The organism is Kitasatospora sp. NPDC023120, from assembly GCF_055560835.1.
The window spans coordinates 1-14,750 of the sequence record NZ_JBVHHY010000047.1 but is presented as its reverse complement, the minus strand read 5'-3'; the positions used below and the strand labels follow the sequence as shown (position 1 = coordinate 14,750).

The 14,750-nt window shown below is 74.9% G+C and carries 11 protein-coding genes; 1 reads left to right on the top strand and 10 read right to left on the bottom strand.

Going from position 1 to position 14,750, the window contains the following annotated elements; genetic code table 11:
- Positions 1-33: 33 nt before the first annotated feature.
- From ACZ3TI_RS38320 to rimP, 10 genes are all read right to left on the bottom strand, one after another.
- Positions 34-978 (bottom strand): bifunctional riboflavin kinase/FAD synthetase, encoded by a 945-nt coding sequence (locus ACZ3TI_RS38320; protein ID WP_465734768.1) that lies wholly within the window; start codon positions 976-978, stop codon positions 34-36.
- A 65-nt stretch (positions 979-1,043) separates the two neighbouring features.
- On the bottom strand, positions 1,044-4,658 hold the full coding sequence (locus ACZ3TI_RS38315) for a serine protease (RefSeq protein ID WP_465734766.1): 3,615 nt from the start codon (positions 4,656-4,658) through the stop codon (positions 1,044-1,046).
- 211 nt (positions 4,659-4,869) lie between these two features.
- Entirely contained in the window at positions 4,870-5,775 is a 906-nt protein-coding gene (gene truB / locus ACZ3TI_RS38310; RefSeq protein WP_465734764.1) for a tRNA pseudouridine(55) synthase TruB, read from the bottom strand.
- Positions 5,776-5,828: 53 nt separating this feature from the next.
- On the bottom strand, positions 5,829-6,932 hold the full coding sequence (locus tag ACZ3TI_RS38305) for a DHH family phosphoesterase (protein ID WP_465734762.1): 1,104 nt from the start codon (positions 6,930-6,932) through the stop codon (positions 5,829-5,831).
- 2 nt (positions 6,933-6,934) lie between these two features.
- Positions 6,935-7,375 (bottom strand): 30S ribosome-binding factor RbfA, encoded by a 441-nt coding sequence (gene rbfA, locus ACZ3TI_RS38300; protein ID WP_465734760.1) that lies wholly within the window; start codon positions 7,373-7,375, stop codon positions 6,935-6,937.
- A gap of 153 nt (positions 7,376-7,528) precedes the next feature.
- Entirely contained in the window at positions 7,529-7,825 is a 297-nt protein-coding gene (locus ACZ3TI_RS38295; RefSeq protein WP_224284125.1) for a DUF503 domain-containing protein, read from the bottom strand.
- A gap of 134 nt (positions 7,826-7,959) precedes the next feature.
- The gene (gene infB / locus ACZ3TI_RS38290) at positions 7,960-11,079 is read right to left on the bottom strand and encodes a translation initiation factor IF-2 (protein WP_465734757.1); all 3,120 of its coding nucleotides are present in this window, start codon (positions 11,077-11,079) and stop codon (positions 7,960-7,962) included.
- A gap of 230 nt (positions 11,080-11,309) precedes the next feature.
- Positions 11,310-11,552 (bottom strand): YlxR family protein, encoded by a 243-nt coding sequence (locus ACZ3TI_RS38285; RefSeq protein ID WP_465734755.1) that lies wholly within the window; start codon positions 11,550-11,552, stop codon positions 11,310-11,312.
- A 155-nt stretch (positions 11,553-11,707) separates the two neighbouring features.
- The gene (gene nusA / locus ACZ3TI_RS38280; RefSeq protein ID WP_465734753.1) at positions 11,708-12,712 is read right to left on the bottom strand and encodes a transcription termination factor NusA; all 1,005 of its coding nucleotides are present in this window, start codon (positions 12,710-12,712) and stop codon (positions 11,708-11,710) included.
- 55 nt (positions 12,713-12,767) lie between these two features.
- Positions 12,768-13,307, bottom strand: a complete 540-nt coding sequence (rimP, locus tag ACZ3TI_RS38275) for a ribosome maturation factor RimP (RefSeq protein ID WP_465734751.1) — start codon at positions 13,305-13,307, stop codon at positions 12,768-12,770.
- Between the two features lie 293 nt (positions 13,308-13,600).
- On the opposite strand from rimP, the gene ACZ3TI_RS38270 reads away from it, so the two are divergent.
- The gene (locus tag ACZ3TI_RS38270; protein WP_465734806.1) at positions 13,601-14,497 is read left to right on the top strand and encodes a ferritin-like domain-containing protein; all 897 of its coding nucleotides are present in this window, start codon (positions 13,601-13,603) and stop codon (positions 14,495-14,497) included.
- The last annotated feature ends 253 nt before the right edge of the window (positions 14,498-14,750 follow it).

Sequence of the window (14,750 nt, the reverse complement as noted above, 5' to 3'; positions counted from 1 at the left end):
GGTCGGCGGGCCCTTCGCGCGTCATCGCGGGAGTCAGACCCCGTCGGTCAGCTCGCGGGCGCGCTTGACGTCGTCGGCCATCCGGTCCAGCAGCGCCTCGATGGAGTCGAACTTCTCCATTCCGCGCAGGTAGGCCAGGAAGTCCACCGCGACGTGCAGCCCGTACAGGTCCAGGCCGACCCGGTCGATTGCGTAGGCCTCGACGGTGCGGGCGGTGCCGTCGAAGGTCGGGTTGGTGCCGACCGAGATCGCGGCGGGCATCCGCTCGCCGTCGGCGGTCAGCCAGCCCGCGTACACGCCGTCGGCCGGGATGGCGCTGTGCGGCACGGTCTCGACGTTGGCGGTCGGGTAGCCCAGCTCGCGGCCGCGCTGCGCGCCGCGCACCACCTCGCCCTCGACCCGGTGCGGGCGGCCCAGCACCTCGTTGGCGCCGGCCATGTCCCCGGCCTCGACCAGCCGGCGGGTCAGGCTGGAGGAGAACGGCTCGCCGTCCCCGGCCGTGCCGCACACCTGCAGGTCGACCACCTCGACCTCGAAGTCGTCCGCCCTGCCCAGCTCGGCGAGCAGCGCGACGTCCCCGGCGGCCCGGTGCCCGAAGCGGAAGTTGGGGCCCTCGATGACGACCCGCGCGTGCAGCGCGTCCACCAGGACCTGCCGGACGAAGAACTCCGGGGACTCCTTCGAGAACTCGGTGGTGAACGGCAGCACCAGCACCGCGTCCACGCCGAGCTCCGCGATCAGCTCGGCCCGCCGCGGGTGCGGCGCGAGCAGCGGCGGGTGGCTGCCCGGGCGGATCACCTCGCGCGGGTGCGGGTCGAAGGTCACCACGACCGAGGGGAGGCCGAGTTCGCGGGCGCGCTCGACCGCCTGCCCGATGATCAGCTGATGTCCGCGGTGCACCCCGTCGAACGAGCCGATGGTGACGACGCTGCGTCCCCAGTCACCGGGGATCTCCTCCAGGCCACGCCAGCGCTGCACCTGACCGCTCCTTGTTCCGTACGGTGCGTACCCTCTGTACGCTCAAACGCTCAAAACCCGAACCCCTATAGCGTGCCATGCGCCTGCCCCGGCTCAGGCACCGGAATACGGGTTGAGCGCCCCGTCGGCCCCGCGGCCCGGTCGGGCGCGGTCCGCTCGGCCTCCGCGGCGGCGTACTGCGGATCCCGGCCGGCCGCCACCAGGGCCCGCATCCGGGCCAGCCGGGGGCCGTCCGGCGCGGTCGGGGCGGCGTCCCGCGGCCAGCGGACGAGCAGCCGGGCGAAGGCCGCGGAGCGTCCGGCGCAGCGCACCAGCAGCTCGTCGGCGCCCGGCAGCGCGGGGGTGGTCCGGGCCAGCACCGCGCGGGCCCGGACAGGGTTCTCGGCCGCGCAGTGCTCGGCCAGCCGCTCCACGGCGGCGGTCAGCACCGCCGGGTCGCTCTCGGCGGCGAGCAGGGTGTCCAGCAGCTCGCAGCGCAGCGCGTCCGCCGCCGGGTCGGGCACCGGGACGGACAGCACCTCGGCGAACGGCCGCCGCACCGCCGCCGTACGGGCGGCCAGCGCGGCACCCAGCAGCAGCCGCAGCTCCAGCCGGTCGGCCGGGCCGACGGCCGCCGCGCGCGCCAGCCGACGGCCCAGGTAGTCGGCGGCGACCGGACCGGCGAGCCCCGGGTGACCGCGCAGCAGCCGGGCGGCCAGTTCGGCGCCGCGCCGCACGGCCACCGGGGCGGCGGCGTCGGCCAGCACCCGCAGCGTCTCGGCGGTGGCCGGGCCGGGCGCCGCGAGCCGGTCGGCGAGCGCGGCGAGGACGGGCTCCGGGTCGCTCTCCAGGGCCGGGGCGAGCGCCCTCGGGGTGAGGAAGGGGTCGCCGCCCGCCCGGTGCAGGGCGAGCGCGGCCGGGAGGTGCTCGGCCCTGGTCGCCGGATCGCCGACCAGCAGGGCCAGCGCCGCGCCGTGCAGTCCGGGCTCGTCCTCGCGGGCGAGCAGGGTCAGCGCGGTGAACCGCAGCAGTTCGGCCCCGGCCCCGGTCGCGTACGGGGCGGTCCGCAGCGCGTGCACGGCGGCCGCGACGTGCCGCTCGGGCCGCCGGTCGTGGCTCCAGCGGTCCACGGCGCGGCAGAGCGCGGACGGCTCCTCGACGGCGAGCACGGTGAGCAGCGCGTCCGCCCGCGGGTGCGCGGCGGCGGCCAGCGCGTCGGCCAACTCGTCCAGGGCCAGCCGCCGGTGGGCGTGCAGCAGGTCGTGGGCGAGGTCGGCGACGGTGCTGCCGGGACGGCCCGGCAGGCCGCGCCGGTCGTCGAGCCAGGCGCAGAGCAGCGGGAACACCGTGACGGGGTCGGACCGCAGCCGCCCGGCCACCGTGCCGAGGAAGCGCTGCCCGGGGCCGTCGGCGGCCACCAGGCGCCGCAGCAGGGCGAGTTCGTCCTCGACCGGCAGGCCGAGGCCGGTCCAGAACGCCGGGCCGAAGTGGCCCAGCCCGGCGCCCGGGAGCGCCGCCGCCCCGCCCGCCGCCACGGCCCGCTCGGCGATCCGTCCGGCCAACTGGTCGAGCAGTGCCCGGTGTTCGGCCGGGTCGGGGCTGGCGGCCAGCCCCGCGGCGAGCAGTCGGGCCGCCCACCAGGCGGGTTCGCTGCCGGGCGGGCGCAGGTCCAGCGCGCGCCAGATCCGGTGCAGCCACGGGTCCAGGGCGGGCGCGCCCCAGGTCTCGGCCACCCGGCGCAGCGCGGCGGCGACCGGGCCGATCCGGTGCCGGGGAACGGGGTTCGGCCCGGCGGCGCGGCCGGGCGCGTCCGGACCGCCGGCGGGTGAGGGGGGCGTGTCCGCGGCCTCGCCGAGCAGCAGCCGCAGCGCCGCGTCCAGGTCCAGGTGCAGGCCCTGCAGCCAGTCGGCGAACTCCCCGTGGGCGAAGCGGTATCCGGGCCCGGCGGGGACGAACAGACCCTCGGCGAGCACCGCCGTGGCCCAGCCGCCGTCGACCGGGAACAGCTCCTCGAAGACGGCCCGGTCCAGCCCGCCGGGCTCGCTGCCGAGCATCCGCCGGGCCGCCTCGTGGACCCGGCCCGCCACCGCCGCCGCGAGCCGGCGCACCCGCCCCTGGCGCGGTCCGCCGGGCCGGGCGGCGCCCCGGCGGTGGGCCCCCGGGCGGCGCGGCCGGCCGTCCTCGGCCAGCCGCTGGGCCACCCGCAGGCAGCGCAGGTCCAGGAAGGCGCCGAACAGCTCGCCCCGGCCCACCGGCCCGTCGCGCAGCCCCTCGGCCCACAGCTCCCCCGCCAGCCGTACGGCCAGCGGGTGCCGGGCGTCCTCGGCGGCTGACGGACGGCCGGGCGGCAGCCCGTACCGGCGGCGCACCCGCTCGGCGGCCTCGACGGGCAGCGGGCCCAGCCGGTGCCCGGCCAGGCTCGGCGCGCCCGGGCCGACGCCGTCCATCCGCACGGTGGGGGCGCTGCTCAGGTCGCCGTCCGGGTGCGGATCCTCGGCGCGGGCGGCGTCCGGCGTGCCGCTGCCCCAGGGCTCGGCCGCCAGCCGCTCCCAGAGCTCCTCCCCGCAGGCGGTCAACAGCCGCGCCCCGCAGCCCGTCAGCCACTGCCCGGCGCCGCGCAGCCAGCGCTCGTCCAGGCGCGCCGGGGCCTCCTCCGGACCGTCCAGGACGACCAGCAGCGGCCGCCCGGCCGCCGCGCAGAGCGCCGCCAGTGGCTCCGGCGCGGGTGTCGGGGTGCCCAGCTCGGCCGCCGCCGCGGCCAGCGCCCGCTCCACCGGTTCGGCGAACGAACGGTCCCCGGCGCGCAGGTCGGCGCCGCGCAGCCAGAGGGTGGGCAGCGGGTGGGCGCCGCCGGTGCGGCGGGCGGCCAGCGCGGCCAGTTCGGTGGAGCGCCCGCTGCCGGAGGCGCCGACCAGCGCGGTGACGGTCGCGGCGGGCTCGTCCCCGGCCAGGCCGTCCGGCCGGTCCACCCGGTCCGCGGCCAGTGCGGCCACCCGCCCGGGACCGGCCCCGGCTGCCGCCAGCTGGACGGCGGTCAGCCGCAGCACCCCGGCCAGGTTGAGCGCGGGACCGTACGCGGGCACCGCCGCGGCGTTGCGCGCCAGCAGCCCGGCCAGCGCCTCGGCGATCTCCACCGCGCCGCCGCCGGCGCCGACCGCCGGCAGCGCTCCGCCGTGCTGCGGGCCCCGGACCGCGGGCGCGGCCAGCGCGATCACCGCCCCGCTGCGGGCGTCCAGTACCGGCGAGCCGGCCGGCACCGCGACGCCGCCGACCACCGGCACGTCCAGCAGCAGCACACCGCCCAGCGGGTGCCCGCCGTACCCGGCGCCGGTGACCCCGAGCAGCCCGCAGCGCAGCGCGACCGCCCGTCCGTCCTCGCCCGCCAGCGCGGCCAGCAGCACCTCGTGCCCGTCGCCGACCGCGGCCACCGGCAGCGGCGGCACCGGCAGCCCGCCGACCCCGTCGGTGCGCAGCAGCGCGAGCCCGTGCTCGGGCAGCGGCAGGACGGCGTCCGGGCCGAGCACCCGGGTCTGCCCGCCGGGGGTGTGCAGGACGACCCGGTCCAGCCCGGCCACGCTCTCGTGCGCGGTCAGCACCCAGCCCTGCGCGTCGGCGACGAACCCTAAGCCGTGCAGCCGCCCGTTGAGGTCGCGGATCCGCAGCAGGTACCGCTCCGGATCGCCCTCCTGAAACCCCGGCATGAGTGCCCCCTCGACCGTCGCTCGCTCACCGCCGGGAGCCTGCCCGCCGGGGCGGCGCGCCCACCGCGCCCACGCCGCTCACCACGGGCGTTCACCTCGTGCGCTCCCTCGCGCGAGTGAACGCTCCCCGTTCGGGTGAAAGGGTCCCGGTACGCGGAAGCCCCCCGTCAGGAGGACTCCCGACGGGGGGCTTTCCGAGCAGCGGTGGGGCTCAGCCGACGAAGACCGCGACCGGCTTCGCCTGCCCGCCCTTCTCCTCGACCAGCGCGAGGAAACGCCCGTCCGGCCCGAACACCGCGATCGGTCCGTCCACGCCCAGCCCGGGCGCCTTGAGCCGGGAGCCGTGCGACAGCTTCTCCGCCGACGCCTCGTCCAGGTCCCAGCGCGGGAAGGCCGCCGCCGCGGCCTCGGCGATCGGCAGCACCTCGAGCTTCTCCTCGAGCTGCTCCAGGGTGCGCGCCGACTCCACCCCGTACGGCCCGACCTTGGTGCGCCGCAGCGCGGTCAGGTGCCCGCCGACGCCCAGCCCGGCGCCCAGGTCCCGGGCCAGCGCCCGGATGTAGGTGCCGGAGGAGCACTCGACGGTCACGTCCAGGTCGATCACCGGCGTGCCGTCCTCGGCGACCGTCGCGCGCTGGTCGTGCACGGTGAAGGAGTGGATCGTGGTCGGCCGGGCCGCGAGCTCGAAGTCCTCGCCCTCGCGCACCCGCGCGTACGAGCGCTTGCCGTCGATCTTGATCGCGCTGACCTTGGACGGCACCTGCATGATCTCGCCGGTGAGCGCCGCGATCCCGGCGTCGATCGCCTCCCGGGTGACGGCGCCGGCCGGGGTCGAGGCGGTGACCTCGCCCTCCCGGTCGTCGGTGACGGTGGTCTGGCCCAGCCGGACGGTCGCCTCGTACGTCTTGGCGGTGAGCATCAGGTGGCCGAGCAGCCGGGTGGCCCGCTCGACCCCGATCACCAGGACGCCGGTGGCCATCGGGTCCAGCGTGCCGGCGTGCCCGACCTTCCTCGTGCCGGCCAGCCACCGAAGTTTGGCGACGACCCCGTGGGAGGTGATGCCCTCGGGCTTGTCGACGATCACCAGGCCGTCCGGGCCGGTGCCTTTGCGCTTCATCGGGTTCTTTCTCTGAGAACGTCGGAAAACGTCAGGAGACGATCAACGGATGATCAACGTACCGGTCGCAGGGCGGCGCGGAACCGCTCGACCACCGCGGCCACGTCCTCCCGGGCGCTGAAACCGGCCGCGTAGACGTGCCCCCCGCCACCCAGCTCGGCGCAGGCCCGGGCGACGTCCACCGCGCCCTTGGAGCGCGAGGAGCCACGCAGCGTGCCGTCCGGGTCCTGCTTGAGCACCAGCGCCACCTCGGCCTCGGCCGGGCGGCGCAGGATGTCGATCAGCCCCTCGATCTCCTCGACCGTGACGCTGAACAGCGCCAGGTCCTCGTACGGCACCCAGGTCCACACCAGGCCCAGCCCGTCCGCCGCCTCCGGCTCGTAGACGGCCCGGTCGAGCGCGCCCGCGAGCACCTTGAGGTAGCCGAAGGAGGAGGTGTCCCACAGCTGCCGGGAGATCAGGTCGTGCCGGATGCCGGTGGCCAGCAGCCGGCCGGCGAGTTCATGGGTGGCGGGCGTGGTCGCCCGGTACCTGAACGAGCCGGTGTCGGTGGCGACACCGGTGTAGAGGCAGGTGGCCAGGTCCCGGTCGAGCTCGACGCCGAGCCGGCTCAGCAGTTCGTCGACCAGCACGGCGGTGGCCGGCGCGGTCGGGTCGATCAGCTGGTGGGTGCCGAAGCCCGGGTTGGAGGCGTGGTGGTCGAACACCACCAGGACGGGCGCGGCGAAGGCCTTGTCGTGCAGCAGGCCGAGCCGGCTCTCCGCGGCCACGTCGAAGCAGAGCACCAGCTCGGGCACGTCCGGCACCTCGGCGGCCGGCACGATCAGCTCCTGGCCGGGCAGGAAGGCCAGCGACTCGGGCACGATCTGCGGGTCGTCGCCGAAGGACACCCGCACCTGCTTGCCGAGGGCGCGCAGCGCCAGCGCGGCCGCCAGCGAGGAGCCCAGCGCGTCGCCGTCCGGGCAGATGTGGCAGATCAGGTCGATCGAACGGGCCCGCCCGATCTCCGTCACCACCTGCTGCCAGAGCAGCTCGAACCCGCTCTCCTCGGCGCGCGGCCCCGGGAGCGCCGCGAGGGCACCCTCCACCGTGCTGGTGGAGGACGCCCCCGTGGTCGATCCGGCTCGCGAGGCGGCCTTCGCCGGCTCACCTGCCATGACTACTCGTCCTCGTCGTCACGCTCGGACGCCGGAACCTTGTACGGGTCCGCGTCACCGGCGTAGGCCGCCCCCGCGGCGGTGGTGCGCACCGCCGCGTCGATGGCCCGCGCCCGGTCGAGCAGATCGTCGATGTTCCGGGCGTTCTCCGGCAGCGCGTCCGCGACGAAGGTCAGCGTCGGGGTGAAACGCACCCCGATCTTGCCGACCTCGGAGCGGATCACGCCCTTGGCGCTCTCCAGCGCGGCGGCCGTGGCCTCGCGCTCGGTCTCGTCACCGAAGACGGTGTAGAAGACGGTGGCCTCGCGCAGGTCGCCGGTCACCCGGGTGTCGGTGATGGTCACGAACCCCAGTCGCGGGTCCTTGATCCGCCGTTCCAGGGTCTGGGCGACGACCACCTGGATGCGGTCGGCGAGCTTGCGCGCCCTTGCGGTGTCGGTCACGTTGCCTCCTCGTGCAATGGGCCCGGTACCCGGGCGAGCTGCGCACCCGTCGGGGCCCACGCCCCAAAGTACCGGCCCGCGCCCGGCCTTGCGGGCGCTCTCGGTCCTGATCTGTGTGAGAACGGCGACTTCCGCCGGCCGGCTCCACAGCTCTCATTCGTCGTCGTCGTTGTGGTACCGCCGCCTCGCGGAGAGGAGCTGCACCTCGGGGCGGCCGGCGACCAACCGCTCACAGCTGTCCAGGACCTCGGTGACGTACCCGGCATCGCCGGACACCACCGCGAGGCCGATCTCGGCCCGGCGGTGCAGATCCTGGTTCCCGGTCTCGGCAGCGCACACGCTGTACTTGCGCTGCAGTTCGGCCACGATGGGCCGCACGATCGAACGCTTCTCCTTGAGCGAGTGGACGTCGCCCAGCAGCAGGTCGAAGGTGAGTGTTCCCACGAACATGTATGACAGGTCTCGCCGACCTGGAAGGCCTCGGGGAGCAGCCCGGAACAGGGCCGCTCCCCGGACCCTACACAGCGAGACCGGGGCCGGTCGACGGAAATACCACCCGTCGACCGGCCCCGGACACCACTCGCTTACGCGCGCGGCTTCTCGCGCATCTCGTAGGTCTCGATGACGTCCTCGACCTTGATGTCGTTGAACGACCCGAGCGTGACACCGGCCTCGAAGCCCTCGCGGACCTCGGTCGCGTCGTCCTTGAAGCGGCGCAGACCCTCGATGGTGAGGCTCTCCGCCACGACCTTGCCGTCGCGCAGCAGGCGGGCCTTGGCGTTGCGGCGGATGATGCCGTCGCGGACCAGGACACCGGCGATGTTGCCGAACTTGGAGGAGCGGAAGACCTCGCGGATCTCCGCGGCGCCGAGGCGCACCTCCTCGTACTCCGGCTTGAGCATGCCCTTGAGGGCGTTCTCGATCTCCTCGATCGCCTGGTAGATGACCGAGTAGTACCGGACGTCCACGCCTTCCTTGTCGGCCGCGGCGCGCGCACGACCCTCCGCGCGCACGTTGAAGCCGATGATGATGGCGTCCGAGCCCATCGCCAGGTCCACGTCGGACTCGGTGATGGCACCCACACCGCGGTGCAGGACCCGGAGCTCGACCTCCTCGCCCACGTCCAGCTTGACGAGGGCGTCCTCGAGGGCTTCGACCGAACCGGAGACGTCACCCTTGATGATGAGGTTGAGCTGCTCGATGGAGCCGGCGGCGATGGCCTTGTCCAGGTCCTCCAGGGACACCCGGACCCGACGCTGCGCGAAGGCGGCGTTGCGGTCGCGGGCCGAGCGCTTCTCGGCGATCTGACGGGCGGTGCGGTCCTCGTCGACGACGATGAAGCTGTCGCCGGCGCGGGGCACGGAGGTCAGACCGAGCAGCAGCACCGGGCGGGACGGGCCGGCCTCGGTGAGGTTGTTGCCGTTCTCGTCCAGCATCGCGCGGACGCGGCCGTAGGCGTCGCCCACGACGATCGAGTCGCCGACGCGGAGGGTACCGCGCTGGACGAGGACGGTCGCCATGGCACCGCGGCCCTTGTCGAGGTGGGCCTCGATGGCAATACCCTGCGCGTCCTGGTCGGGGTTGGCCCGCAGGTCCAGCGAGGCGTCCGCGGTCAGGACCACGGCCTCCAGCAGCTGGTCGATGTGCAGGCCCTGGCGCGCGGAGATGTCGACGAACATGGTGTCGCCGCCGTACTCCTCGGCCACCAGGCCGAACTCGGTCAGCTGACCGCGGACCTTGGTCGGGTCGGCGCCCTCGACGTCGATCTTGTTGACGGCGACCACGATCGGCACACCGGCGGCCTTGGCGTGGTTCAGCGCCTCGACCGTCTGCGGCATGACACCGTCGTTGGCCGCGACCACCAGGATCGCGATGTCGGTGGACTTGGCACCACGGGCACGCATGGCGGAGAACGCCTCGTGACCCGGGGTGTCGAGGAAGGTGATCGGACGCTGCTCGCCGTTCACCTCGGTGACGACCTGGTAGGCACCGATGTGCTGGGTGATGCCACCGGCCTCGCCGGCCACCACGTTGGACTTGCGGATGGCGTCCAGCAGGCGGGTCTTACCGTGGTCGACGTGACCCATGACGGTGACGACCGGCGGGCGCGGGGCCAGCTGGTCCTCGTCGCCCTCGTTGGCACCGAAGTCGATGTCGAACGACTCCAGCAGCTCGCGGTCCTCGTCGTCCCGGCTGACGATCTCCAGCTGGAAGCCCATCTCGCCGGCCAGCAGCTCGAGGGTCGCGTCGGAGACCGACTGGGTCGCGGTGACCATCTCACCGAGGTTGAACATGACGGAGACGAGCGCGGCCGGGTTGGCGTTGATCTTCTCCGCGAAGTCCATCAGCGAGGCGCCGCTCGACAGGCGAACGGTCTGGCCGTTGCCGCGAGGCAGCATCACACCGCCGACGGACGGGGCCTGCATGGCCTCGTACTCCTGGCGCTTCGCCCGCTTCGACTTGCGACCGCGCGCCGGGCGACCGCCCGGGCCACGACCGAAGGCGCCCTGCGTGCCACCACGGGCACCCGGGCCGCCGGGACGACCGCCGAAGCCACCGGGACGGGGGCCGAAGCCACCGCCACCACCCGGGGCACCGCCACCGGGACGCGGGCCGCCGAAGCCGCCACCGGCCGGACGCGAGCCCGGACCGGCCGGACGGCCCTGGAAACCGGGACGGGCACCGCCGGCACCCGGACCACCCGGACGACCGCCGGGGCCACCCGGACCGCGGCCACCCGGACCCGGACGCGGGCCGGCCGGACGCTGCGGCATCATGCCCGGGTTCGGGCGCGGCATGCCGGACGGGGTCGGGCCGCCGGGACGCGGCGCGGCCGGACGCGGCATGCCGTCGGGACGCGGGGCACCACCCGGACGGGGGGCACCGGCACCCGGGGCACCGGCCGGACGCGGACGGTCGCCACCCGGACGGGGAGCACCGGCACCGGGACCACCCGGACGCGGAGCACCCGGACGCGGAGCACCGGCACCCGGGGCACCGGCCGGACGCGGACGGTCGCCACCCGGACGGGGAGCACCGGCACCGGGACCACCCGGACGCGGAGCGCCACCCTGGGCGCCCTGGCGGCGGTCGCCGGGGCGACCCATGCCGGTGGCGCTGCCCGAGGTGAACGGGTTGTTGCCCGGACGCGGGCCGGCCGGACGCGGGCCCGGACGGGCACCGCCGCCGGCCTGACCGCTCGGACGCGGGGCCTGGGCGGCCGGACGCGGGGCGTCACCCGCCGGAGCCGGCGAGGAGAACTCGGCCGCGGGCGCGGCCGGAGCCGCCGGGGCCGCCGGAGCGGCGGGACGCGCGGCCGGGCGCGGGCCCGGAGTCGGCGCACCCGGACGCGGGGCAGCGGGGGCGGCGGGGGTGGCCGGAGCGGCGGGAGCCGCAGCGGCCGGGGTCGGACGGGGACCGGGGGCCGCGGCAGGGCGCGGTCCCGGGGTCGGAGCACCCGGCTTGGGTGCACCCGCGGCACCCGCCGCGGGCTGGGGCGCCGCGGGCTTCCGCGGGCCAGGCTTGGCAGCGCCACCACCGGTGGGGGCCACACCAAGCGCGTCAGTCAGCTTGCGCACGACCGGCGCCTCGATCGTCGAGGACGCCGAACGGACGAACTCACCGAGCTCGGTGAGCTTGGCCATGACGGCCTTGCTCTCCAAACCAAGCTCCTTGGCGAGTTCATAAACCCGGACCTTAGCCACTTCACTCCTGTCTATGAGTCCGGGGGTCTCGTCCGCCGGACTGTCGCTACTTCATGGGCGTACCCATCGCGTACTCATCGCGTACTCATCGAGTGCTCATCGCAATCTCGACCTACTTCCACATCGCGAGGTACCTGACTGGTGGCACGGCGCGCGGCTGCCCGAGCGCTGTGCTTGTTGCGGTGGTTCTCCGCCGCGTGGAGCGGCGGCCGTCGCGGGAGGTGGCCCGTCTAAGAGGCTCCGCCTGCCCGCTCCCCGATGAACTCGCGGAGCCGCTCGGTGTCGAGCGCGCCCTGGAGCCGGAAGGCCCGGGGGAACGCCCGACGGCGGACCGCGAGGTCGAGGCAGGCCGGATCGGGGTGCAGGTGAGCGCCCCGGCCCGGCAGTGCGCCACGGGGATCGGGGACGCACTCGCCCTCGACCGCCGTGACACGCAACAGCTGGTGCTTGGCCGCGCGCTTGCGGCAGCCCACGCAGGTGCGTTCCGGGCGTGCTCGGACGTGCGTCCGGCCAGACGAAGGCAAGTCTACCCCTCCGAAGCGACATGGCGCCGCCCCACAGATCCCGGGGGACCCGCAGGGACGGCTAGGACAGCACCGACTACCGGCTTTTCGCCACCCACTTTTTCCTACTGGGGGCGGACGCCGTCCTCCGACTGGCCCTCGGTGTCCGGCCGGATGTCGATCCGCCACCCGGTGAGACGGGCGGCCAGGCGGGCGTTCTGCCCCTCCTTGCCGATCGCCAGCGACAGCTGGTAATCCGGCACGATCACCCGGGCGGAGCGCTGGGCCGCGTCCACGATCTCCACACTGGTCACCCGCGCGGGGGACAGCGCGGCGGCGACCATCTCGCGGGGGTCCTCCGACCAGTCGACGATGTCGATCTTCTCGCCGTGCAGCTCGCCCATCACGGCGCGCACCCGGGAACCCATCGGACCGATGCAGGCACCCTTGGCGTTCAGGCCCTGGCGGCGCGACCAGACAGCGATCTTGGTCCGGTGGCCGGCCTCACGGGCGATGGCGGCGATCTCCACGCTGCCGTCCGCGATCTCCGGGACCTCCAGCGCGAAGAGCTTCTTCACCAGGTTCGGGTGCGTGCGCGACAGCGTCACGGACGCCCCGCGCACACCCCGTCGCACGGCCACCACGTAGCACTTCAGCCGGGTGCCGTGCCGGTAGTCCTCGCCCGGGACCTGCTCCTGCGGCGGCAGGATGGCCTCCAGCTTGCCGATGTCGACCAGCACGTTCTTCGGGTCGTTGCCCTGCTGGACGACACCGGTCACGATGTCGCCCTCCTTGCCCGCGTACTCGCCGAAGGTCTGGTCGTCGGCGGCGTCACGCAGGCGCTGCATCATCACCTGGATGCCGATGCTGGACGCGATCCGGCCGAAGCCGTTCGGGGTGTCGTCGAACTCCTTCGGCTCGACGCCCTCGTCCAGCTCCGTCGGGTCCTCCATGGCCCACACGGTGACGTGGCCGCTCTTGCGGTCCAGGTGCACCCGGGCGCGGCGGCGCGAGCCCTCGGTGCGGTGGTACGCGGTGAGGAGGGCGGACTCGATGGACTCGACCAGCAGGTCGAAGGGGATGTTCTTCTCGTTGACCAGCGTGCGCAGGGCACTCATGTCGATGTCCACGGCTACGCCTCCTCGTCTTTCGTCACGTTCGTCATGGTCGTACGGCACCCGGGGGTCACTCGGCGCCGTCGTCCCCCTCGTCGAAGTCGGCGGCCTCGTCCAGGAGCGTCTCGTCTTCCTTGCGGTTGAACTCGACCTGGACCCGTGCCCGGGCCACCTCGCCGTACTCCAGACGGCGCTCCTTCGGACGGCCGCGCCCCTTGACCGGCTGCACCTCGACCAGTGCGCCGTCCTCGTCGGCCTCCAGCACCCGGGCGACGATCTCCCCGCCGTCCACCAGGTGGATCTTGGCCAGCCGACCCTCCGCCCGCTGCCAGTGCCGCGGCAGCACCAGCGGACGCTCCGCACCCGGCGAGCCGACCTCCAGCAGGTAGGCCTCGTCCCCCATCAGGTCCGACTCGTCCAGGGCCTCACCGACCACCCGGCTGAACTCGGCGATGGTGTCCATGTCCACGCCGCCGTCGGTGTCGACGTCGATCTGCACCTGCCGGCGGCTGCCCGCCTTGGTGACCCTGACGTCCTCCAGGTCCAGTCCGGCCTGCGCGGCCAGCGGCTCCAGCAACGCTCGCAGCCGGTCGGTGTGGGTGGTGCTCATCCGGGTGGACTCCTCGGCCGCGTCTGCTGTTGTCAGAAGGTCGCCCCGCGCCCTCGGCGCCACACCGGGTCACGGCAGCTCGGCCCAAAGCCTATCCGGTGAAGCCCCCAACCACCGATTCCGGACCATGCCCGACCGCTCGCACACCACCCACTGCGAGCAAGCTCACACCCGCCCGCCCGTAACCCGGTGTGCCCGAACCAGGCCCGAGGACGTGGGGATTCTGTAATCATTCACGCTGACGAGGGCAGGCGGGGAGGCCGTCCTCCCGTACACGCCCCGGAGTGACCCCGATGCAGCCGCCCAGCCGACGGACCTTCCTGGCCCTCGGACTGCTCACCCTCACCGCCTGCACCACCGACCACACCGGCCCCACACCCGGCACCACGAGCCCCCGCCCCGACCCGGACGCCCCCATCCGCCTCCGCGCGATCGCCGCCACCGACACCCTCCTCGCCGGGTACGACGCCCAGCCCGCGCCCCGCGCCGACCTCCGCGCCGAGAACGCCCAGCACCGCGCCGCCCTCGCCGAAGGTCTGCCCGCCTCGGCCCTCCCGTCACCACCCGTGACCGCCACCCCCACCGCCCTGGCCCTGCTGGAACGCCAGACCGGCGAGTCCCACCTCGCCGACCTCGACGCCGCGAGCCCGTCCCTCGCCCGCCTGCTCGCCTCCGTCGCCGCCGCCAACACCGTCCACGCCACGGTCCTGGGCGCCCCCGTCCCCCCGGCCCCCGACCAACCCTCCGTCACCGCCACACCCGGCCCCACACCGGGCGCCGCCCTCACCGCCCTCCAGAACGCCCTCAGCGCCGAACACGCCGCCATCTACGGCTACGGCATCGTCGGCGCCCACCTCCCCGAAGACCCCCACCGCACCGACGCCCGCACCACCTACGCCGCCCACCAGGCCCGACGCGACACCTGGCAACGCCTCCTCACCTCCCTCGGCGTCGCCCCCACCCCCGCCGCCGCCGGCTACCAACTCCCCTTCCCGGTGACCACCCCCACCGACGCCACCAGACTCGCCGCCCACCTGGAAGCCCGCCTCACCACCATCTACGCCGACCTGGTCGCCGCCGTCCCCACCCCCCACCGCCTCCCCGCCGCCCTGGCCCTCCGCGACTGCACCCTCCGCGCCCACCACTGGGGCGCCCCCGACCAACCCTTCCCCGGAATCCCCACCACCTGAGCCACCCCGCCACCCCGCACCACCCCCACCACCCCGCACCACCACCCCCCACCCCGCACCACCCCCACCACCACCCCCCACCCGCACCACCCCGCATCACCACCCCCTCCCCACCCTCCCCTCCCCTCCCCTCCCCTCCCCTCTGGCGAGAGGGACGTGCTGCGGGAGGGGGCGGCGCAGGGGGTGGTCCGGAGAGGGGCGTTGCGGGTGATTTTCAGACTGCCAACGACGCCCAACCCCCCACCCACAGCAC